The 20,706-nt window shown below is 68.6% G+C and carries 18 protein-coding genes and 1 tRNA gene; 12 read left to right on the top strand and 7 right to left on the bottom strand.

The window, feature by feature from the left end; all coding sequences use genetic code 11:
* Positions 1–52 precede the first annotated feature (52 nt).
* The 8 genes from OHA89_RS27450 (at position 53) to OHA89_RS27415 (ending at position 9,713) form a co-directional block, all read left to right on the top strand.
* On the top strand, positions 53–2,323 hold the full coding sequence (locus OHA89_RS27450; RefSeq protein ID WP_406367331.1) for an FdhF/YdeP family oxidoreductase: 2,271 nt from the start codon (positions 53–55) through the stop codon (positions 2,321–2,323).
* 54 nt (positions 2,324–2,377) lie between these two features.
* Entirely contained in the window at positions 2,378–2,851 is a 474-nt protein-coding gene (locus OHA89_RS27445; protein ID WP_406367330.1) for a hotdog fold thioesterase, read from the top strand.
* A 172-nt stretch (positions 2,852–3,023) separates the two neighbouring features.
* Positions 3,024–3,425 (top strand): hypothetical protein, encoded by a 402-nt coding sequence (locus OHA89_RS27440; protein WP_266610344.1) that lies wholly within the window; start codon positions 3,024–3,026, stop codon positions 3,423–3,425.
* A 551-nt stretch (positions 3,426–3,976) separates the two neighbouring features.
* Complete coding sequence (locus tag OHA89_RS27435; RefSeq protein ID WP_257556794.1) at positions 3,977–5,212, top strand: branched-chain amino acid ABC transporter substrate-binding protein; 1,236 nt, start codon at positions 3,977–3,979, stop codon at positions 5,210–5,212.
* A 136-nt stretch (positions 5,213–5,348) separates the two neighbouring features.
* Entirely contained in the window at positions 5,349–6,281 is a 933-nt protein-coding gene (locus tag OHA89_RS27430; RefSeq protein WP_215149937.1) for a branched-chain amino acid ABC transporter permease, read from the top strand.
* 5 nt (positions 6,282–6,286) lie between these two features.
* On the top strand, positions 6,287–8,008 hold the full coding sequence (locus tag OHA89_RS27425; protein ID WP_406367329.1) for a branched-chain amino acid ABC transporter permease: 1,722 nt from the start codon (positions 6,287–6,289) through the stop codon (positions 8,006–8,008).
* Positions 8,009–8,013: 5 nt separating this feature from the next.
* Positions 8,014–9,000, top strand: a complete 987-nt coding sequence (locus OHA89_RS27420; protein ID WP_406368608.1) for an ABC transporter ATP-binding protein — start codon at positions 8,014–8,016, stop codon at positions 8,998–9,000.
* A complete protein-coding gene (locus OHA89_RS27415) occupies positions 8,997–9,713 on the top strand; it encodes an ABC transporter ATP-binding protein (RefSeq protein ID WP_257556792.1) in 717 nt (238 codons plus the stop codon). Before OHA89_RS27420 ends, OHA89_RS27415 begins: the two co-directional genes overlap by 4 nt.
* 60 nt (positions 9,714–9,773) lie before the next feature.
* Here the strand turns inward: OHA89_RS27415 and OHA89_RS27410 are convergent, their stop codons facing one another.
* Both OHA89_RS27410 and OHA89_RS27405 read right to left on the bottom strand, forming a co-directional pair.
* A complete protein-coding gene (locus OHA89_RS27410; protein WP_406367328.1) occupies positions 9,774–10,946 on the bottom strand; it encodes a GDSL-type esterase/lipase family protein in 1,173 nt (390 codons plus the stop codon).
* A 72-nt stretch (positions 10,947–11,018) separates the two neighbouring features.
* Complete coding sequence (locus OHA89_RS27405) at positions 11,019–11,675, bottom strand: ANTAR domain-containing response regulator (RefSeq protein WP_215149942.1); 657 nt, start codon at positions 11,673–11,675, stop codon at positions 11,019–11,021.
* Between the two features lie 101 nt (positions 11,676–11,776).
* Here OHA89_RS27405 and OHA89_RS27400 point away from each other — a divergent pair.
* Both OHA89_RS27400 and OHA89_RS27395 read left to right on the top strand, forming a co-directional pair.
* Positions 11,777–11,849 (top strand) — tRNA-Leu (locus OHA89_RS27400).
* A gap of 165 nt (positions 11,850–12,014) precedes the next feature.
* On the top strand, positions 12,015–12,737 hold the full coding sequence (locus OHA89_RS27395; protein ID WP_406367327.1) for a helix-turn-helix domain-containing protein: 723 nt from the start codon (positions 12,015–12,017) through the stop codon (positions 12,735–12,737).
* On the opposite strand, the gene OHA89_RS27390 is transcribed toward OHA89_RS27395, so the two are convergent.
* Positions 12,734–13,189 carry a MarR family winged helix-turn-helix transcriptional regulator gene (locus OHA89_RS27390; RefSeq protein WP_406367326.1) on the bottom strand — a complete coding sequence of 152 codons (456 nt, stop codon included), beginning with the start codon at positions 13,187–13,189 and terminating at the stop codon, positions 12,734–12,736. The two genes, OHA89_RS27395 and OHA89_RS27390, sit on opposite strands and share 4 nt — an antisense overlap.
* 61 nt (positions 13,190–13,250) lie before the next feature.
* Here OHA89_RS27390 and OHA89_RS27385 point away from each other — a divergent pair, with 61 nt between their 5' ends.
* Entirely contained in the window at positions 13,251–13,502 is a 252-nt protein-coding gene (locus tag OHA89_RS27385) for an EF-hand domain-containing protein (RefSeq protein WP_215149945.1), read from the top strand.
* A 50-nt stretch (positions 13,503–13,552) separates the two neighbouring features.
* Here OHA89_RS27385 and pyk read toward each other — a convergent pair whose 3' ends face one another.
* Both pyk and OHA89_RS27375 read right to left on the bottom strand, forming a co-directional pair.
* Entirely contained in the window at positions 13,553–14,980 is a 1,428-nt protein-coding gene (gene pyk, locus OHA89_RS27380; RefSeq protein ID WP_406367325.1) for a pyruvate kinase, read from the bottom strand.
* Between the two features lie 147 nt (positions 14,981–15,127).
* Positions 15,128–15,829, bottom strand: coding sequence for an SIMPL domain-containing protein (locus OHA89_RS27375; RefSeq protein ID WP_257556787.1), 702 nt, complete (start codon positions 15,827–15,829; stop codon positions 15,128–15,130).
* 128 nt (positions 15,830–15,957) lie between these two features.
* Between OHA89_RS27375 and OHA89_RS27370 the strand changes: the two genes are divergently transcribed.
* Positions 15,958–17,757 (top strand): bifunctional metallophosphatase/5'-nucleotidase, encoded by a 1,800-nt coding sequence (locus OHA89_RS27370; RefSeq protein WP_406367324.1) that lies wholly within the window; start codon positions 15,958–15,960, stop codon positions 17,755–17,757.
* 13 nt (positions 17,758–17,770) lie between these two features.
* Here the strand turns inward: OHA89_RS27370 and OHA89_RS27365 are convergent, their stop codons facing one another.
* Complete coding sequence (locus OHA89_RS27365; protein WP_266610332.1) at positions 17,771–19,180, bottom strand: lysine N(6)-hydroxylase/L-ornithine N(5)-oxygenase family protein; 1,410 nt, start codon at positions 19,178–19,180, stop codon at positions 17,771–17,773.
* Positions 19,177–20,565, bottom strand: a complete 1,389-nt coding sequence (locus tag OHA89_RS27360) for an aminotransferase class V-fold PLP-dependent enzyme (protein ID WP_257556783.1) — start codon at positions 20,563–20,565, stop codon at positions 19,177–19,179. Before OHA89_RS27360 ends, OHA89_RS27365 begins: the two co-directional genes overlap by 4 nt.
* Positions 20,566–20,706: the final 141 nt, after the last annotated feature.

Raw genomic sequence — 20,706 nt, 5'->3', positions numbered from 1 at the left:
GGGGCGTGACAGGATCGGAGGCGTACGTGCAGACAGCTCGAAGGGGAGCGCCATGGCCACCAAGCCGCCCGCAGGTGATCCGGTACAGGACGCGCCGCAGGTCGCGTCCCCGAAGCGCGCGGCCGCCGGGCTGCCCGCGATCGGGCACACGCTGAAGATCGCGCACCAGCAGATGGGCCTGGCCCGTACCGCCCGCACCCTGCTCAAGGTCAACCAGAAGGACGGCTTCGACTGTCCCGGCTGCGCCTGGCCCGAGGGCGACAAGCGGCACACCGCCGAGTTCTGCGAGAACGGCGCCAAGGCCGTCGCGGAGGAGGCGACCCTGCGCCGGGTCACCCCGGAGTTCTTCGCCGCGCACCCGCTGGCCGACCTGGCCACGCGCTCCGGGTACTGGCTGGGCCAGCAGGGCCGGATCACGCAGCCGATGTATCTGCGGGAGGGCGGCGACCGGTACGAGGCGGTCAGCTGGGAGCGGGCCTTCGCGGTCATCGCGGAGGAACTGACCGCCCTCGCCTCCCCCGACGAGGCCCTGTTCTACACCTCGGGCCGCACCAGCAACGAGGCCGCGTTCCTCTTCCAGCTCTTCGCCCGCGAGTTCGGCACCAACAACCTGCCCGACTGCTCCAACATGTGCCACGAGTCCTCGGGCTCCGCACTGAACGAGACGATCGGCATCGGCAAGGGCAGCGTCTCCCTCGAAGACCTCCACCAGGCCGAGCTGATCATCGTCGCCGGGCAGAACCCGGGCACCAACCACCCGCGCATGCTCTCCGCCCTGGAACAGGCCAAGTCCGCCGGCGCGAAGATCATTTCGGTGAACCCGCTGCCCGAGGCCGGAACGGAGCGGTTCAAGAACCCCCAGAACCCCCTCGGCATGTTCAAGGGCACCGCCCTGACCGACCTCTTCCTGCAGATCCGCATCGGCGGCGACCAGGCCCTCTTCCGCCTTCTGAACAAGCTGGTCATCGAGGCGGGCGGCGCCACCGACGAGGCCTTCATCGCCGAACACACCCACGGCTACGAGGAGTTCGCGGCCGCGGCCAAGGAAGCGGACTGGGCCGAGACCCTCACCGCCACCGGGCTGACCCGGCCCGAGATCGAGCAGGCGCTGGCCATGATCCTGGCCTCGAAGCGCACCATCGTCTGCTGGGCCATGGGCCTCACCCAGCACAAGCACGCCGTCGCCACCATCCGCGAGGTCGTCAACCTCCTCCTGCTGCGCGGCGACATCGGCCGCCCCGGCGCGGGCGTCTGCCCCGTCCGCGGCCACTCCAACGTCCAGGGCGACCGCACCATGGGGATCTTCGAGCGCCCCGCGCCCGCCTTCCTCGACGCCCTCGACAAGGAATTCGGGATCACCTCGCCGCGCGGGCACGGCTTCGACGTGGTCCGCTCCATCCAGGCCCTGCGCGACGGCGAGGCCAAGGTCCTCTTCGCCATGGGCGGCAACTTCGTCGGCGCCACCCCCGACACCGAGGTCACCGAGGCCGCGATCCGCCGCGCCTCCCTGACCGTGCACGTGTCGACCAAGCTCAACCGCTCCCACGCGGTCACCGGCCGGCGCGCCCTGATCCTGCCCACCCTCGGCCGTACCGACAAGGACGTCCAGGAGAGCGGCAAGCAGTTCGTGACCGTCGAGGATTCGATGGGCATGGTCCACTCCTCCCGGGGCAACCTCGCCCCGGCCTCCCCGCACCTGCTCTCCGAGCCCGCGATCGTGGCCCGCATGGCCCGCGCCGTCCTGGGCACGGCCTCGACGACCCCGTGGGAGGAGTTCGAGCGGGACTACGCGACGATCCGCCACCGGATCTCCCGCGTGATCCCGGGCTTCGAGGACTTCAACGCCCGCGTGGCCCGCCCCGGCGGATTCCAGCTCCCGCACGCCCCGCGCGACGAGCGCCGCTTCCCCACGAAGACCGGCAAGGCCAATTTCACCGCCGCTCCCGTGGAGTACCCGCGCATCCCGGCGGGCCGGCTGCTCCTGCAGACCCTGCGCAGCCACGACCAGTACAACACCACGATCTACGGCCTCGACGACCGCTACCGCGGGATCACCGGCGGCCGCCGCGTCGTGATGGTCAACCCCGAGGACGCCGCCGAGCTGGGGCTCGCCGACGGCTCGTACACGGACCTGGTCGGTGAATGGAAGGACGGCGTGGAGCGGCGGGCCCCCGGCTTCCGCGTCGTGCACTACCCGACCGCCCGCGGCTGCGCGGCCGCGTACTACCCCGAGACGAACGTGCTGGTCCCGCTCGACTCCACTGCGGACACCAGCAATACCCCGGCGAGCAAGTCCGTCGTCATCCGCTTCGAACCGGCCTGATAGAACGACCTCAGGACAAGCAGGTTAACGAGCGTTGACGAACGGAGCCGGCCCATGGGCGAGCAGCACGCAGTGAAGTTCCCGCAGGAGGTCCTCGACGAGTACGCGGCCCTGGGCATCGACCTGCCCGCGCTGTTCTCGGCGGGCGACCTCGGCGAGCGGATGGACATCAAGATCCTGGAGGCCTCGGCCGAGCGGGTCGTGGCCACCATGCCGGTCAAGGGCAACACCCAGCCGTACGGGCTGCTGCACGGCGGGGCCTCCGCCGTGCTCGCCGAGACCCTCGGCTCCGTCGGCGCCATGATGCACGGCGGCATCACCAAGATCGCCGTCGGCGTGGACCTGAACTGCACCCACCACCGGGGCGTGCGCTCCGGCACGGTCACCGGAGTCGCCACCCCCGTCCACCGGGGCCGCTCCACCACCACCTACGAGATCGTGATCAGCGACGAGCAGGAGCGGCGCGTCTGCACCGCCCGCCTGACCTGCCTGCTGCGCGAGGCCGACCAGGCCGCTGCCGGAGCCTGAACCGGCCGCACCACACCGCACACGGGCACCTTCCGCAGGCCCGGACCCCGCCCCGCGCGCGGCAGGTCCGGGCCTGCGCCCGTCCGCCCCCAACCCGACCGGAATGCGCCAGTCCGCGCCCATTCCGGCCGCCGCTGTTGTGTCACCGATGGTGACCGCCTACCTTCCCCTCATGGGGACCCTGCCACGCTCCACGGTCCGGTACGCCGCCTCCACCCTGCTGGCCGCGCTCGCCCTGACCGGATGCTCGCCTTCCGCCCCACCCCCCGCGGCCGGCACCGAGACCCCGGCACCCAGCCCTTCCTCCCCCGCGCAGATCTGCACCAGCCTCGTGTCCTACTGGGCGAAGGAGACCCTCCTGGGCACCAAGTGGTCCGGTCTGGACTGGGAACAGAAGGGGCTGTCCAACGACCAGTACGCGATCCACGAGGAAGCCGTGGCCGCGGGCCGCGTCGAGGAGCGAACTGCCGGACAGGGCAAGGCACTTGAGCTGATCGACCGGCTCGTCGCCCAGCGCTGCGCCGAGCAGAACGGTGCGACGTGGAGCTCGGAGAACTGGCGGCCCCCGGCGTGAGCCAGGTCACCGCATTCCCGAGCGCGCTGTCCGGCTTCCGGGCACTCGGCACCGCGGGGCCGAACCGCAGGTGAGAGGCACTTTCACGCCGAGGGCAAGATCCATCCGAGCGAAATGGATCACCCTCGCCCACCCTCGCACATCACTCTGCGTATTGGTCACGTCGTATGTAATCCCGCCTTTTCCCCTGTGAATGACCACCTGGTGAATTCTCCCGGACACACGCAGCCACATTTGGCGCAATTTGATCTAAGACAGGTGCATGGAGGCCTCAAGCCCCTTAGGGGAGCAGGTATTTCTCACGATGCGGACGTTCTCTCATGTCGCAAAACGTCCGTTTTGTCCACACTCCCACCACGCATTCTTGGCCTTGGCATAACAAGAGCGTCACATCCTCCTTTCTCCGCTCCCCGTGTTCACCACCTCGGGCCTAGAGTCACGGCCAGTCACCGCGCCGCTGGGCGCGACCAGCACGGCCGCTGTACTCCCAGTGCGGCCCGGCGACCGAACGGCACCTCACAGAGGGAGCCGCGCCAGGGAAAGGAAGAATCGTGCGACACCGTTCTTTGCTCGTCCTCACCACCGTGATCACCACGGGAGCACTGACCCTCACCGCCTGCGGATCGCGCGACGAGGCGAAGTCCGGGGACAAGACCGACGGCAAGAAGACCGTCGTCGTCATCGGCGTGGACGCCCCCCTCACCGGCTCGCTCTCCGCCCTTGGCCAGGGCATCAAGAACTCGGTTGACCTCGCGGCCAAGACGGCCAACAAGAACAACGAGGTCCCCGGAATCGAGTTCAAGGTCGAGGCCCTCGACGACCAGGCGGTCCCCGCCTCCGGTCAGGCCAACGCCACCAAGCTCGTCGGCAACAAGGACGTCCTCGGCGTCGTCGGCCCGCTGAACTCCGGCGTCGCCCAGCAGATGCAGGGCGTCTTCGCCTCCGCCAAGCTGGCGCAGGTCTCCCCCGCCAACACCAACCCCTCGCTCAGCCAGGGCGACAACTGGGGCAAGGGCGAGTTCAAGCGCCCCTTCGACACCTACTTCCGCACCGCCGCCACCGACGTGGTCCAGGGCAAGTTCGCCGCCCAGTACCTCTTCAAGGACGCCGGCAAGAAGAAGGTCTTCGTCGTCGACGACAAGCAGACCTACGGCGCCGGCCTGGCCGCGATCTTCTCCGACGAGTTCAAGAAGCTCGGCGGCGAGGTCGTCGGCACCGACCACGTCACCGTGAAGGAGACCGACTTCTCCTCCACCGCCGACAAGGTCAAGTCCTCCGGCGCCGACTCCGTCTACTTCGGCGGCCAGTACCCCGAGGGCGGCCTGCTCGCCGACCAGATCAAGAAGACCGGCGCCGTCATCCCGCTCATGGGCGGCGACGGCATCCAGGACCCGGCGTTCATCAGCGCCTCCGGTGAGGCCAACGAGGGCGACCTCTCCACCTCCATCGGCTACCCGGTCGAGAAGCTCCCCACCGCCAAGACCTTCATCGCCGACTACCAGGCCGCCGGTTACAAGGACCCGTACGCCGCCTACGGTGGCTACTCCTACGACGCCGGCTGGGCCGTCATCCAGGCCGTCAAGGCCGCTGTCGCCGCCAACAACGGCAAGCTCCCGGACGACGCCCGCGCCAAGGTCGTCGAGGCTCTCGGCAAGGTCTCCTTCGAGGGCGTGACCGGCAAGGTCGCCTTCGACCAGTACGGCGACACCACCAACAAGCAGCTCACGGTCTACAAGGTCGAGGGCGGCAAGTGGATCGACGTCAAGAGCGACACCTTCAACCAGTAATCCCCACGTCCCGCTAGCCGGGACCCCGGGCCGGTCCGTCCCGACGGCCTGACCCCCTCAAAAAACCAGCCGCGCGAGGGCGCAAACAGCGCCCTCGCGCGGAGTCTTATCCGACACGCTCATCGGAGGCCCTGCGGTGCACGAACTGCCGCAACAGCTGGCCAACGGCCTTGCCCTCGGTGCCCTTTATGGCCTCATCGCCATCGGGTACACCATGGTCTACGGCATCGTCCAGCTCATCAACTTCGCCCACGGCGAGATCTTCATGATCGGCGGCTTCGGCGCGCTCACCGCCTACGCCATCCTCCCGACCGGCACCTCCCTGCTGATCGCGATACCCGTCATGATCGTCGGAGGCGCACTCGCCTCGGTCCTCGTCGCCACCGCAGCCGAACGCTTCGCCTACCGCCCCCTGCGCAGCGCCCCCCGGCTCGCCCCGCTCATCACCGCAATCGGCCTCTCGATCGCGCTCCAGCAGCTTGTCTGGCAGTTCTACCCGGACGCCAAGAAGGCCGTCAGCTTCCCTGAGTTCAAGGGCGCCGCCTTCAAGATCACCGACAGCCTGGCCATCCAGCGCGCGGACCTCTTCGTCCTCATCCTCGCCCCGCTCTGCATGCTCGCCCTCGGCGTCTTCGTCTCCAAGAGCCGCAGCGGCCGCGCCATGCAGGCCACCGCGCAGGACCCCGACACCGCGAAGCTCATGGGCATCAACACCGACCGCATCATCGTCATGGCCTTCGCCATCGGTGCCGCGTTCGCCGCCGTCGCCGCCGTCGCCTACGGCCTCGACAAGGGCCAGATCAACTTCGAGATGGGCTTCATCCTCGGACTGAAGGCCTTCACCGCAGCCGTCCTCGGCGGCATCGGCAACATCTACGGCGCCATGGTCGGCGGCGTCGTCCTCGGCCTCGCCGAGGCCCTCTCGATCGCCTACATCGAAGAGATCCCCGGCATGTCGCAGCTCGGCGGTGGAGCCTGGTCCAACGTCTGGGCGTTCGTACTCCTCATCGTCGTCCTCCTCGTGCGGCCACAAGGCCTGCTCGGCGAGCGCGTCGCGGATCGGGCGTGAGAACCATGACCACCAACACCACCCCGCAGACCGCCGTCGCCAAGCAGGGCCCCGCCCCCGCCGCACTCCTCTACGCGGTCATCGGCGGCAGCCTCCTCACCATCGTCAGCGCCTTCCTCGCCTGGACCTGGACCGACGAGTTCCCCGGCGACCTGACCTACTACGGCAGCCCGGCGCCCATCCAGACCCTCAGCCTCATCGCCGGACTCCTCACCGCCGCCTTCGCGCTCTCCGCGCTCGGCGTCAAGGGCCTGCGCTGGCTCACCCCCACCGGCGCCCGTAAGCCCGTCTGGGTCCTCGCGCTCGGCACCCTCGCCGGCACCTGGTTCACGGTCATCGCCATCGCCGCGGTCCTCGGCGGCTTCGCCCACCTGGAACCCGGCGCCTACGTCGCCCTCGTCGGCTCGCTCATCCCGGCCCTCGCCGCGTACAAGCTCCCCGACGACAGCCACAAGGCGGCCACCGCCAAGCAGCTGCCCTCCTGGGCCGAGATCCTCATCATCACCGGCGTCTTCGCCCTCGGCCTCTACGTCATCACCTTCGGCATCGACACCGATGACAAGGAACCGCAGCTCTTCGTCACCTACCTGCTCACCGTCGGCTTCGCGGGCTTCGCCCTCCTCAAGGCCGGCCTCTTCGACCGGCTCGGCAGCCTCACCGCGAAGCACCGCCAGGTCACGCTCCTCGGCACCGCGGCCGCCGCGATCGCCTTCCCGTTCATCCAGCAGAGCGGCGACACCTACACGCTCATCGCGGTCAACATCCTGATCTTCGCGACCGTCGCCCTCGGCCTCAACGTCGTCGTCGGCCTCGCCGGCCTCCTCGACCTCGGCTACGTCGCCTTCCTCGGCGTCGGCGCCTACGCCGCGGCCCTGGTCTCCGGCAGCACCGCCTCCGCCTTCGGCATCCACCTCCCCTTCTGGGCGGCGGTCATCGTCGGCGCACTCGCCTCGCTCATCTTCGGCGTGGTCATCGGCGCACCGACCCTGCGCCTGCGCGGCGACTACCTCGCCATCGTCACCCTCGGCTTCGGAGAAATCTTCCGCATCGCCATGGGCAACCTCGACGGCGACTCCGGCCCGGACATCACCAACGGCCCCAACGGCATCCCCAACATCCCCCACCTCGACCTGTTCGGGTGGAACTTCGGGGAGTCCCACACGGTCGGCGGCATCGTCCTCGGCGCCTACGCCAACTACTACTTCCTGATGCTGCTCGTCATGGCCCTGGTCGTCCTGATCTTCGCCCGAGCCGGCAACAGCCGCATCGGCCGAGCCTGGGTCGCCATCCGCGAAGACGAGACCGCCGCCGAAGCCATGGGCATCAACGGCTTCAAGGTCAAGCTCATCGCCTTCGCCCTCGGCGCCACCCTCGCCGGCCTCGCCGGCACCGTCCAGGCACACGTCAACAGCACGGTCGTCCCCGAGAACTACGTCTTCGCCGGGCCCGTCCCGCCGAACTCCGCGTTCCTCCTCGCCGCCGTCATCCTCGGCGGCATGGGCACCATCCGCGGCCCCATCCTCGGCGCCGCACTGCTCTTCCTGATCCCGGCGAAACTGGCCTTCCTCCAGGACTACCAGCTCCTCGCCTTCGGCATCGCCCTCATCCTGCTCATGCGCTTCCGCCCCGAAGGCCTCATCGCCAACAAGCGGGCGCAGCTCGAGTACCACGACGACACCGCTGACCAGGCCCCCACGGACCTGGCCACCGCCAAGGCGGGGGCGTGAACACCATGACGACCACCACGGACACCACCACCAAGACCACGGTTCTCGAAGCCAAGGGCGTCACCATGCGCTTCGGCGGCCTCACCGCCGTCAAGGGCGTCGACCTCCAGGTCAACGCGGGCGAGATCGTCGGCCTCATCGGCCCCAACGGCGCCGGCAAGACCACCTTCTTCAACTGCCTCACCGGGCTGTACGTCCCCACCGAGGGAAGCGTCAGCTACAAGGGCACCGTCCTGCCGCCCACACCCCACAAGGTCACCGCAGCAGGCGTCGCCCGCACCTTCCAGAACATCCGGCTCTTCCACAACATGACCGTGCTGGAAAACGTCCTCGTCGGACGCCACACCCGCACCAAGGAAGGCCTCTGGTCCGCCATCCTGCGCGGCCCCGGCTTCAAGAAGGCCGAAGCCGCCAGCGAAGCGCGCGCCATGGAACTCCTCGAGTTCATCGGCCTCCAGCACAAGGCCGGCCACCTCGCGAAGAACCTCCCCTACGGCGAACAGCGCAAGCTCGAAATCGCCCGCGCCCTTGCCAGCGACCCCGGCCTCATCCTCCTGGACGAGCCCACCGCCGGCATGAACCCGCAGGAAACCCGCGCGGCCGAAGAACTCATCTTCGCCATCCGCGACATGGGCATCGCCGTCCTCGTCATCGAGCACGACATGCGCTTCATCTTCAACCTCTGCGACCGCGTCGCCTGCCTCGTCCAGGGCGAGAAGCTCATCGAGGGCACGGCGGCAGAGGTCCAGGGCGACGAGCGCGTCATCGCCGCCTACCTCGGCACCCCCTTCGAGGGCGCGCCCGGCGACGAGGAAATCGCCGAGGTCGAAGCCGCCGAAGCCCACGCGGAAGCCGAAGCCGAAGCAGCGGACTCGGACGCCGAGACCGACGCGGACGCCGACGCAGACGCCGACGCCGACGCCGACGCGGACAGCACCACCAGCACCACCAGCACCACCAGCACCACCAGCACGGAAGGAGAGGCCAAGTGACCGCACTGCTCAAGGTCGACGACCTCAAGGTCGCCTACGGCAAGATCGAAGCCGTCAAGGGCATCTCCTTCGAAGTCAACGAAGGCGAAATCGTCTGCCTCGTCGGCACCAACGGCGCCGGCAAGACCACCACCCTTCGCACCCTCTCCGGGCTCCTCAAGCCCACCGCGGGCAGCATCACCTTCGACGGCAAACCCCTCGTCGGCGTCCCCGCCCACAAGATCGTCTCCATGAAGCTGGCCCACTCCCCCGAGGGACGCCACATCTTCCCCCGGCTGACGATCGCCGAAAACCTCCAGCTCGGCGCGTTCCTGCGCACCGACAAGGACGGCATCGAGAAGGACATCCAGCGCGCCTACGACCTCTTCCCCATCCTGGGAGAGCGCCGCAAGCAGGCCGCCGGCACCCTCTCGGGCGGAGAGCAGCAGATGCTCGCCATGGGCCGCGCCCTCATGTGCCAGCCCAAGCTCCTCATGCTGGACGAGCCCTCCATGGGCCTCTCCCCGCTGATGATGCAGAAGATCATGGCCACGATCGCCGAACTCAAGGCGACCGGCACCACGATCCTCCTGGTCGAGCAGAACGCCCAGGCCGCCCTCTCGCTCGCCGACACGGCGCACGTGATGGAAATCGGCAAGATCGTGCTCTCCGGCACCGGCCAGGAACTCCTCCACAACGAGGACGTCCGCAAGGCCTACCTCGGCGAGGACTGATCACACACGTGTGAGGCCCGCCTCCCCTCGGGGGGAGGCGGGCCTCACGCACGTCCAGGATCAGACACCCGCCGCGAACGCACCCCCGGCACCGAAGACCTGCTCCGCGAAACGCTCACCGATAAGACGGTGACCCGCCGCATCCGGGTGCAGCCGGTCCGGCAACGGAAGCTCGGCGAACTCCTTCTCGCCGTACAGCGAAAGACCGTCCAAGTAGTACAGGTTCGGGTCCTCGGCCGCCCGCTGCTCCGTGATCCGGGCCAGCTCGTCCCTGATCACCCTCAGCGTCAGCTTCCCGGCCGCGACCTCCGCCTCGTCACCCGTCGCCCGGTACCGCATCACGTTCCCGTCGGGGTCCGGCGCAGTCGGACCCGGCGTGTCCTCGTGCATCGGACACAGCACCGGAGAGATCACCAGCAACGGCGTGTCCGGGTGCCCCTCCCGGATCGTGTCCAAGAACCCGTGAACGGCCGGGGCGAAGGCACGCAGCCGCATCACATCGGTGTTGACGAGGGCGATGCCGATCTTGACGCTGATCACGTCCGCCGGGGTGTCCCGCATCGCACGCGCGGTGAAGGGATCGAGAAGGGCATTGCCGCCCAGCCCCAGATTGACCAGCTCCACACCGCCCGCAGCCGCCGCCACCGCCGGCCAAGTCCCCGACGGGCTTTCCGCGTTGGAACCCTGACTGAGCGAACTGCCGTGATGCAGCCACACCCGGCGGCCGCTCTCCGGCGCAACCTCCACCGGAGCATCCGTACGCAGAGCGATCAGCTCCGTGCGCTCGTTGTGCGGCAGCCAGATCTCGACGTCCTTCACCCCGGCCGCCAACCCGGCGAAACGGGCCGTACCCGGCTCGCCGGAATGCGTTGAGGATTTCAGGGTCAGCATGTTGAAGCGGAACTCATGGCCACCGGCCACAGTCGCCTGGCCCGCCAGCCCACCGTCCACCACCAGGTCGTACACCCCGTCCGGGCTGTCCTGACCACCCTCGAACACGATCTTCGTCGGCATCGTGTCCAGCTCGATGGCGGTCGCCCCGGTACGGAACACCAGCCGCACACCGGACGGCTGCGCCTCCACCGTGGCCAACTGTGCGGCCGGGTGCTGCTTCCGCGCCCGGGCCGGCATCCGGTGCGGCAGCAGGCCGTACTCAGTGCGCTCCACCTCGAGGGCGCCGCGCAGCAGCGGCTCGATGGGCGTGGTGATCCATTCCGTCACGTCAGAGGTCATGATCCCAGGCTGCCGACCGGCACTCGAGGCCCGCCGGTGCGGGCCTCGACCCGCCGCGCACAGCAGAATTCGTCAGCCGTTGGCGGCGTTCTGCTTCTTCTCCTCGGCGTCCTCGATGACCGCCTCGGCGACCTGCTGCATGGACATGCGGCGGTCCATGGAGGTCTTCTGGATCCACCGGAAGGCGGCCGGCTCGGAGAGCCCGTACTGGGTCTGCAGGATGCTCTTGGCCCGGTCGACGAGCTTGCGGGTCTCCAGCCGGAGCGAGAGGTCCGCGACCTCCTTCTCCAGCGCCTTCAGCTCGGCGAACCGGGAAACGGCCATCTCGATGGCCGGCACCACGTCGCTCTTGCTGAACGGCTTCACGAGGTACGCCATGGCCCCGGCGTCACGGGCCCGCTCGACGAGGTCGCGCTGCGAGAACGCGGTGAGCATCAGCACGGGGGCGATGGACTCCTCCGCGATCTTCTCGGCGGCGGAGATCCCGTCCAGGACCGGCATCTTCACGTCGAGGATGACGAGGTCCGGGCGGTGCTCGCGGGCAAGCTCCACGGCCGCCTGCCCGTCCCCGGCCTCACCGACGACGGAGTACCCCTCCTCCTCGAGCATCTCCTTCAGGTCGAGACGGATGAGCGCCTCGTCCTCGGCGATGACGACGCGGGTCGTCAGCGGCGGAACGTGCGACTGGTCGGCGTCGGGCGTGGGCGTCGACTCGTGCGAGGCGGTCACTTGAGGGCTCCTTGATACGGGGCGTTACTGCTCCCCCGAGCCTACCGAGCTCCTGTATGTTTGTGACACGGAGGGTCTTCGGTATCCTTCGTTTCAAAGGGGCCCCGGTAGCCCAGCGGTAGAGGCAATGGATTCAAAACCCATTCAGCGTCGGTTCGAATCCGACCCGGGGTACTTCTCCTTCATTTCCAAGGTCGCCAAGCAAATTTCGCGATCTTCACTCGTCACGGTGAACGCACCTTCGATTTGCGGCCAACCGGACGATTAGCGGCGAAGCTCGCGGCTGTGGAGCACAATCCTTCGATACGCGAACAAGCGGTCCTGCTGTTACGCCGAGGCGTGACCAACCGGACGGTGGCCGAACACTTCGGCATCCCCCGGGGCACCGTCGGCTGGTGGCGGCACCAGGACCGAAAGCACCGGGCCGAAGCGTACGAGCGGCCGACCGACTGCCCGAAGTGCACGGGCCGGGAATTCGATGAGCGGACGTACGCCTATCTCCTGGGCCTTTACCTCGGCGACGGGCACATCATCTCGAAGCACAAGCAGCACCACCTGTCCATCTTCTGCGACGCGTCCTGGCCAGGGCTCATCGACGCCGCCGAGGAAGCGATGCACGTCGTCATGCCCCTGCCCAAGGTAGGCCGCGTACGCAGACAGGGGTGCGTCGAGGTCAAGTCCTACACGCGCCACTGGACTTGCCTGTTCCCGCAGCACGGGCCCGGCAAGAAGCACGAGCGGCGGATCGTGCTCGAGGACTGGCAGCAGGAGATCGTCGACGCTCACCCGTGGGAGTTCATCCGGGGGCTGATCCACTCCGACGGGTGTCGGGTCACCAACTGGACCACCCGGATGGTCGGCGGGGTGAAGAAGCGCTACGAGTACCCCCGGTACTTCTTCACCAACAAGTCGGACGACATCCGGAAGCTCTGTACCGACACCCTCACCAAGGTCGGCGTCCAGTGGACGGTCCTGGCCCGGGGCAGCGACCCGTTCAACGTCTCCATCGCGCGGAAGGACTCCGTGGCGCTGATGGACGCCCACATCGGGCCGAAGTATTAGGGGAGGTCGCCGTCCCCGCCCAGGTTGGCTACCAGGCGGCGGAGGGTGTCGATGGTGGCGGCGTACGTCGCGTCGTCGATGCCCTCCCGCATACGGGCGTGGACCTTGGCGTTGCGGGCGTGGGCGCGGAGGCGGCCCGCCTCACCCGATTCCGTGAGCGTCAGGCGGTCGTCGGTCTCGGTGAGCCAGCCACGGGCTGCGAGGTCCGCATACACGGTCTCGAAGTCGGTGTTCTGGTCGTCGAACGGGGTCAGCTTCGCGGTGAGGGCGGTGCGGGTCCAGGTGCCGGGGGTGCCGGCGATGTGGTTGAGGGTCCACCAGTGGGGCTGGGTGAGGTTCTCCTCGGCTAGGGCTGCGCGGAGGCCGCCTATGACGAGGGTGGCGGCTTCGCGGCTCCAGTAGCCGATGGGCTGGGCGGCGAGCTGGTCCTGGGGGTAGTCCTTGATCGTCATGCTGCGACCGTAGGACCTAGAGTCGGCTTGAGGTCAAGGCATACGAAATGGGGACCCTGTGATGAGTGAGAAGGCTCGCAAGCTGTTTGACGCGCTCGATCTGAACGCGGACGGTCAGCTGACGCGGTTCGAGGTGATCAATGCGCTGCGGTCGAAGGGGCCGACGCTTGCCGCCCAAGGTGATTTGCCGTTCTGGGCCGTGGGGGACGTGGATGCGTCGTCGGCTTTGTTCGATGCGGCTGATGCGAACGGGGATGCGGTGTTGACGTTCGAGGAGTTCGCCGCTGTGGTGGATCGGCGTTTCGGCTGGTAGGCCGGTGTCCGCGTCGGGCGATGAGGGCCCGACGCGGTGCGTGGTGTCGGTCAGCGGACTGCGTCGCCGATGCGGTGGACGCGGACGAGGTTGGTGGATCCGGTGACGCCGGGGGGTGAGCCGGCGGTGATGACGACGGTGTCGCCGGGGACGCAGCGGCCGATGCGCAGGAGTTCTTCTTCGACTTGGGCGACCATGGCGTCGGTGGAGTCGACGTGGGGGCCGAGGAAGGTTTCGACGCCCCAGGTGAGGTTGAGCTGGGAGCGGGTGGCGGGGTCGGGGGTGAAGGCGAGGAGGGGGATGGGTGAGCGGTAGCGGGAGAGTCGGCGGACGGTGTCTCCGCTCTGGGTGAAGGCGACGAGGAATTTGGCGTCGAGGAAGTCGCCCATTTCGGCGGCTGCGCGGGCGACGGCTCCGCCTTGGGTGCGGGGTTTGCTGCGTTCGGTGAGGGGCGGGAGGCCCTTGGCGAGGATGTCTTCCTCTGCCGCTTCGACGATGCGGGACATGGTCCGGACGGTTTCGACGGGGTATTTGCCGACGCTGGTTTCGCCGGAGAGCATGACGGCGTCGGTGCCGTCGATGACGGCGTTGGCGACGTCGGAGGCTTCGGCGCGGGTGGGGCGGGAGTTGTCGATCATCGAGTCGAGCATCTGGGTGGCGACGATGACGGGCTTGGCGTTGCGCTTGGCGAGTTTGACGGCGCGCTTTTGGACGATGGGGACTTGTTCGAGGGGCATTTCGACGCCGAGGTCGCCGCGGGCGACCATGATGCCGTCGAAGGCGGCGACGATGTCGTCGATGTTTTCGACGGCTTGGGGCTTTTCGATCTTGGCGATGACGGGGAGGCGTCGGCCTTCTTCGTCCATGATGCGGTGGACGTCTTGGATGTCGTGGCCGCTGCGGACGAAGGAGAGGGCGATGACGTCGGCGCCGGTGCGCAGGGCCCAGCGGAGGTCGTCGATGTCTTTTTCGGAGAGGGCGGGGACGGAGACGGCGACGCCGGGGAGGTTGAGTCCCTTGTGGTCGGAGACCATGCCGCCTTCGATGACGAGGGTGCGGACGTGGGGGCCGTCGATTGCGGTGACTTCGAGGGTGACGCGGCCGTCGTCGACGAGGATGCGTTCGCCGGTGGTGACGTCGGTGGCGAGGCCTTTGTAGGTGGTGCTGCAGGTGTGGCGGTCGCCTGGGTGGTCTTCGATGGTGATGGTGAACTCGTCGCCGCGTTCAAGGAGTACGGGGCCTTCGCGGAATCGGCCGAGGCGGATCTTCGGGCCTTGAAGGTCGGCGAGGATGCCGACGCTGCGGCCGGTTTCGTCGGAGGCTTTGCGTACGCGCTGGTAGCGCTCCTCGTGTTCGGCGTAGGTGCCGTGGCTGAGGTTGAGGCGGGCGATGTCCATTCCGGCTTCGACCAGGGCTTTGATCTGGTCGTATGAGTCGGTGGCGGGGCCCAGGGTACATACGATTTTCGCTCGGCGCATGGGGCGAGCGTATTCCCCTACCAGGGAGTAGGAAATTGGTTCCTGGTGTCCACTCAACAACCGTTGAGCAAAAGCTTGTTGACAATTGTTGAATGTGCATGGGGGTGCTCTGATGAGCACCCCCGGGTGCGCTTCGGGGCCTGTTTTTCAGAGCTGGGGCGGGGTCATGGTGAAGCGGGCGTTCACCTGGGCGTAGACGGTCTGGCGCTGGGGTTCGAGGTCGAGGGGCGGGGCGCCGGCGTCTTCGGCGGCGCTGAAGGCCATGGTGCGCATTCCGCCGCCGGTTGCGGAGGGGAAGGGGGCGGCGTTCTCGGCTCCGAGGTCGGCGAGTTCGACGAGGGCGGCGAGGCGGGCGCCGAGGGCTTCGGCGTATTCGCGGGCGCGTTGGACGGCTTCGAGTACGGCTTGGCGGCGGGCTTGGCCGTGGGCGGGTGAGGTGGGGCGCAGGGCCCACCAGGGGCCGTCGACCTGGGTGAGTTCGAGGTCGGCGAGGCGGGTGGTGAGTTCGCCGAGGGTGGTGAAGTCGTTGAGTTCGGCGGTGATGTGGACGCGGCCGTGGTAGGCGCGGATGCGTTCGGCGCGGCCGTGGCGGGTGAGTTCGGGGGTGATGGAGAAGGAGCCGGTTTCGAGTTTTTCGACGGGGTCGCCGTAGCTCTTGATGAGGTCGAGGACGGCGTTGTTGCGGCTGGTGAGGTCTTCGAGGGCGGTGCGTCGGTCGGTGCCGCGGGCGCTGACGGTGATGCCGATGCGGGCGATTTCGGGGTCGACTTCGATGCGGGCTTCGCCGCGGACGGCGACGCGGGGTACTTCGGGGGTTCCGTAGGGCTGGTGCGATGCGTCCTGGGTCATGGTTTCACTCTCGCACTGTCGCTCGTAGGGGTCCGGTGTTCGGATCGAAACCTGGTGGGGGTGTTGCTCCTTGTTACCCGTGGGTCAGAATCTACGCGCGTTGTTCAGGCCTCAAAAGGGGAGATGGCATGGCGTTCGACCGCAGGACTTTTCTGGGGACCACGGCCGCGACAGGTGCGGCCGTGGCGTTGGCGGGGGCCACGAGCACCCCGGCCGCCGCGCAGGAGGGTGTGAAGGGACCGGGGCCGCGTACGTATGCGTTCACGGTGATGGGGACGACCGATCTGCACGGGAATGTCTTCAACTGGGACTATTTCACGGACAAGGAGTTCGACGACAAGGCGCACAACGACGTCGGTCTGGCGAAGATCTCGACGCTGGTGGACCAGGTGCGGGCGGAGAAGGGGCGGCGCAACACCCTGCTGATCGATGCGGGTGACACGATCCAGGGCACGCAGCTTTCGTACTACTACGCGAAGGTGGACCCGATCACGGCGCGTCGGGGTCCGGTGCATCCGATGGCGCAGGCGATGAACGCGATCGGCTATGACGCGGCGGCGCTGGGGAACCACGAGTTCAATTACGGGATTCCGGTGCTGCGGAAGTTCGAGGAGCAGTGTGATTTCCCGCTGTTGGGGGCGAACGCGCTGGATGCGAAGACGCTGCGGCCGGCGTTCCCGCCGTACAGCATGCACCGGCTGCGGACGCCTTGCGGGCGGGACGTGAAGGTGGCGGTGCTGGGGCTGACGAACCCGGGGATCGCGATCTGGGACAAGGCGAACGTGCAGGGCAAGATGACGTTCCCGGGGCTGGAGGAGCAGGCGGCGAAGTACGTGCCGAAGCTCCGTTCGATGGGCGCCGATGTGGTGATCGTGTCGGCGCATTCGGGGTCGAGCGGGACGTCCTCGTACGGGGACCAGCTGCCGTACGTCGAGAACGCGGCGGGGCTGGTGGCGGAGCAGGTGCCGGGGATCGACGCGATCCTGGTGGGCCATGCGCACACGGAGATTCCCGAGTACCGGGTGAAGAACAAGGCGTCCGGCAAGGACGTGGTGCTGTCGGAGCCGCTGAAGTGGGGGCAGCGGCTGACGCTGTTCGACTTCGAGCTGGTGTGGGAGAAGGGCCGCTGGTCGGTGGCGAAGGTCGCGGCGAAGGTGTTGAACTCCAACACGGTCGCGGAGGACCCGAAGATCGCGCGGTTGCTGTCGGACGAGCACCGCAAGGTCGTGGCGTATGTGAACCAGGTGATCGGTACCTCGACGCAGGCGATGTCTGCGGCGGAGGGTCCGGTCAAGGACGTGGCGATCATCGATTTGATCAACCATGTGCAGGCGGAGACGGTGCGGGCGGCTCTTTCCGGTACGCAGTGGGCGGGGCTTCCGGTGGTGTCGCAGGCTTCGTGCTTCTCGCGTACGGCGGCGATCCCGGCCGGGCAGGTGACGATCAGGGATGCGGCGGGCTTGTACCCGTTCGAGAACACGCTGGAGGCGCGGCTGCTCACGGGTGCGCAGGTGAAGGACTATCTGGAGTATTCGGCGCGGTATTACGTGCGGACGGCGCCGGGTGAGGTGGTGGATCCGGCGAAGCTGACGAACTCCGAGGGCACGCCGGACTACAACTACGACGCGGTGTACGGGTTCACGTACGACATCGATGTGGCGCAGCCGGTGGGTTCGCGGATCGTGGGGTTGTCGTTCGAGGGGAAGCCGGTGGATCCGGCGGGGCAGTTCGTGCTGGCGGTGAACAACTACCGGGCCTCGGGTGGCGGGAACTTCCCGCATGTTCCGCAGGCCAGGCAGTTGTGGGCGGATTCGGACGAGATCCGTAACACGATCATCCAGTGGGTGAAGGCGAAGGGGACGGTGGATCCGGCGCAGTTCGCTTCGGTGGCGTGGCGGTTGACTCGGGAGGGTGTGCCGGTCTTCTAGATCGGCGGTCTTCCTAGGGGTGTTCGACCAGTGGGAGCAGTTCGCCTGCGGGTTGGGGGCGGGTGTGCTCCCGCTGGTCGAGGCCGAAGGTGGTGAAGGCGGTTCGGGTGGGCTGGGGGTAGGGCTCTTTGCCCGTGAGGGTGTTGAGGATGGCGGCGCTGCGCCAGGCGGCGAGGCCGAGGTCGGGGGCTCCGACGCCGTGGGTGTGGCGTTCGCCGTTCTGGACGAAGATGCTGCCGGTGACGGCGGGGTCGGTGATCATCCGGTAGCGGTCGTCGATGCGGGGGCGGTCGGAGGAGTCCTTGCGCAGGTAGGGGTCGAGGCCTGCGAGGAGGCTGGTGAGCGGTCGTTCCTTGTAGCCGGTGGCGAGGATGACGGCGTCGGTGGTGAGGCGGGAGCGGGTGCCTTGTTCGACGTGTTCGAGGTGGAGTTCGACTTTGGTGGTGGCGACGCGGCCGGCGGTGCGGACGCTGACTCCGGGGGTGAGGACGGTGTCGGGCCAGCCGCCGTGGAGGGTGCGGCGGTAGAGCTCGTCGTGGATGGCGGCGATGGTGTCGGCGTCGATGCCCTTGTGGAGTTGCCATTGGGCGGGGACGAGCTTGTCGCGGACGGGTTCGGTCAGGGCGTGGAAGTAGCGGGTGTAGTCGGGGGTGAAGTGTTCGAGGCCGAGCTTGGAGTACTCCATGGGGGCGAAGGAGGGGGTGCGGGCGAGCCAGGTGAGGCGTTCGCGGCCGGCGGGGCGGGCGCGCAGGAGGTCGAGGAAGACTTCGGCGCCGGACTGGCCTGATCCGATGACGGTGACGTGTTCGGCGCTGAGGATGCGTTGGCGGTTGTCGAGGTAGTCGGCGGAGTGGATGACGGGGACGGTGGGGGCTTCGGCGAGGGGGCGCAGGGGTTCGGGGATGTAGGGGGCGGTGCCGATGCCGAGGGCGAGGTGGCGGGTGTAGGTGCGGCCGAGGGCTTCGGCTTCGCCGTCGGGGTCGAGTTGGGTGAAGTCGACTTCGAAGAGGTCGCGTTCGGGGTTCCAGCGGACGGCGTCGACCTGGTGGCCGAAGTGGAGTCCGGGGACGCGGCCGGCGACCCAGCGGCAGTAGGCGTCGTATTCGGCGCGCTGGATGTGGAACTGCTCGGCGAAGTAGAACGGGAAGAGCCGTTCCTTGTGCTTGAGGTAGTTGAGGAAGCTCCAGGGGCTGGCCGGGTCGGCGAGGGTGACCAGGTCGGCGAGGAAGGGGACTTGGAGGGTGGCTCCGTCGATGAGGAGTCCGGGGTGCCAGCGGAAGTCGCGGCGCTGGTCGTAGAAGGCGGTGGCGAGTTCGCCTGCTCCTTGGTGCGGCAGGCCGTGGGCGAGGGCCGCGAGGGACAGGTTGAAGGGGCCGATGCCGATTCCGACGAGGTCGTGGGGGGCATCGAGCTGGGCGGTCATCGGTGGGTGCTGCCTTCCAGGAGGGCGATGAGGGTGTCCAGGTCCCCCGCGGTGGTGTGCGGGTTGAGCAGGGTGGCTTTGAGCCAGAGGCGGCCGTCGGCGTGGGTGCGGCCGAGGACGGCGCGGCCTTCGTGCAGGAGGGTGCGGCGCAGGGTGGCGACCTGGGTGTCATCGGCGTGGGTGGGCCGGAAGAGCACGGTGGTGAGGGTGGGGGGTGCGTGGAGTTCGAAGTGGGGGTGGGCGTCGAGGCGTGTGGCGAGGTGGTGGGCGAGTGCGCAGGTGTGGTCGATGAGGTGGGTGAGGCCGTCGCGGCCGAGTGAGCGCAGGGTGGTGGCGATCTTGAGGATGTCGGGGCGGCGGGTGGTGCGCAGGGAGCGGCCGAGGAGGTCGGGCAGGCCGGCTTCGGTGTCGTCGGTGGCGTTGAGGTAGTCGGCTTGGTGGGCGAGGGGGGCGAGGAGGGTGGTGTCGGGGACGGCGAGGAGTCCGGCGGCGACGGGTTGCCAGCCGAGTTTGTGGAGGTCGATGGTGAGGGATGTGGCTCGTGCGAGGCCGGTGACCTTGTCGCGGTGGCGGGGGCTGAGGGCGAGCGGTCCTCCGTAGGCGGCGTCGATGTGGAGGTCGGCGCCGTGGCGGTCGCAGAGGTCAGCGATGCGGTGGAGGGGATCGATGAGTCCGGCGTCGGTGGTGCCGGCGGTCGCGGTGACGAGGGTGGGGCCGGTGGTGGCGGCGAGGGTTCGGGCGAGGTCGGCGGGGTCGAGGGTGCCGGTGGGGGTGGGGATGGTGGTGGCCGGGGGGAGGCCGAGGAGCCAGGCGGCTCGGGGGATGGAGTGGTGGGCGTTGGCGCCGTGCAGGACGGTGAGGCGTGGGCCGTGGCGTTCGCGGGCGAGGAGCAGGGCGAGTTGGTTGGCTTCGGTGCCGCCGGTGGTGACGAGGGCGTCGGCGTGGGGGGTGTCGTAGAACTCGGCGGCGAGTGCGCGGGTGACGAGGGCCTCGATGGCGGAGGCGGCGGGGGCCTGGTCCCAGGAGTCGAGGGAGGGGTTGAGGGCGCTGGCGGCGAGGTCGGCGGCGGCCGCGACGGCGAGGGGCGGGCCGTGCAGGTGGGCTGCGCAGAGGGGGTCGGCGGGGTCTGCGGCGCCGGCGGCGAGGGTGTGGACGAGGGTCCGGAGCGCTTCGTGGTCCCCGGTTCCCTTGGTGGGGAGTACGTCGCCCAGTGCGGCCTGGACGCGGGCCGCGAGGGTGTCGGGGCCGCCGGCCGGGAGTGGCCCGCCGCGCTCCTCGGCTCCGGTGCGGAGGGCTTCGAGGACGGTGTCGAGGAGGGGCCGCAGGGCCGCGGGGCCGTTGGCTCCGCCGGCGAGCGGGGGCAGTGTGCCGGGCGGCGCGGTCATCGGGTCCTCCGGGGCTGGGAGGGGTGCGGGGCGGGGGCACCCGGCCGGTACAACGATCCGACCCGAATGGGGTAACCGCCGGGGTTTGTCCGGGATCGATTTCCGGCCGGTCCCGGACGGTCCCTGCCGATCCCTGCGGGG

It is taken from the genome of Streptomyces sp. NBC_01546 (assembly GCF_045208355.1).
Classification (GTDB): domain Bacteria; phylum Actinomycetota; class Actinomycetes; order Streptomycetales; family Streptomycetaceae; genus Streptomyces.
The sequence above is the reverse complement of the archived record's forward strand: the minus strand, read 5'-3'. Positions and strand labels throughout refer to the sequence as shown.

Excerpts from the sequence above, each read along its gene's own strand:
- pyk (WP_406367325.1), bottom strand. The coding sequence starts at position 14,980 with ATGCGCCGAGCGAAAATCGTATGTACCCTGGGCCCCGCCACCGACTCA.
- OHA89_RS27450 (WP_406367331.1), top strand. The coding sequence starts at position 53 with ATGGCCACCAAGCCGCCCGCAGGTGATCCGGTACAGGACGCGCCGCAG.
- OHA89_RS27365 (WP_266610332.1), bottom strand. The coding sequence starts at position 19,180 with ATGACCGCCCAGCTCGATGCCCCCCACGACCTCGTCGGAATCGGCATC.
- OHA89_RS27425 (WP_406367329.1), top strand. The coding sequence starts at position 6,287 with ATGACCACCAACACCACCCCGCAGACCGCCGTCGCCAAGCAGGGCCCC.
- OHA89_RS27410 (WP_406367328.1), bottom strand. The coding sequence starts at position 10,946 with ATGACCTCTGACGTGACGGAATGGATCACCACGCCCATCGAGCCGCTG.
- OHA89_RS27360 (WP_257556783.1), bottom strand. The coding sequence starts at position 20,565 with ATGACCGCGCCGCCCGGCACACTGCCCCCGCTCGCCGGCGGAGCCAAC.
- OHA89_RS27420 (WP_406368608.1), top strand. The coding sequence starts at position 8,014 with ATGACGACCACCACGGACACCACCACCAAGACCACGGTTCTCGAAGCC.
- OHA89_RS27445 (WP_406367330.1), top strand. The coding sequence starts at position 2,378 with ATGGGCGAGCAGCACGCAGTGAAGTTCCCGCAGGAGGTCCTCGACGAG.
- OHA89_RS27390 (WP_406367326.1), bottom strand. The coding sequence starts at position 13,189 with ATGACGATCAAGGACTACCCCCAGGACCAGCTCGCCGCCCAGCCCATC.
- OHA89_RS27385 (WP_215149945.1), top strand. The coding sequence starts at position 13,251 with ATGAGTGAGAAGGCTCGCAAGCTGTTTGACGCGCTCGATCTGAACGCG.
- OHA89_RS27375 (WP_257556787.1), bottom strand. The coding sequence starts at position 15,829 with ATGACCCAGGACGCATCGCACCAGCCCTACGGAACCCCCGAAGTACCC.
- OHA89_RS27370 (WP_406367324.1), top strand. The coding sequence starts at position 15,958 with ATGGCGTTCGACCGCAGGACTTTTCTGGGGACCACGGCCGCGACAGGT.
- OHA89_RS27440 (WP_266610344.1), top strand. The coding sequence starts at position 3,024 with ATGGGGACCCTGCCACGCTCCACGGTCCGGTACGCCGCCTCCACCCTG.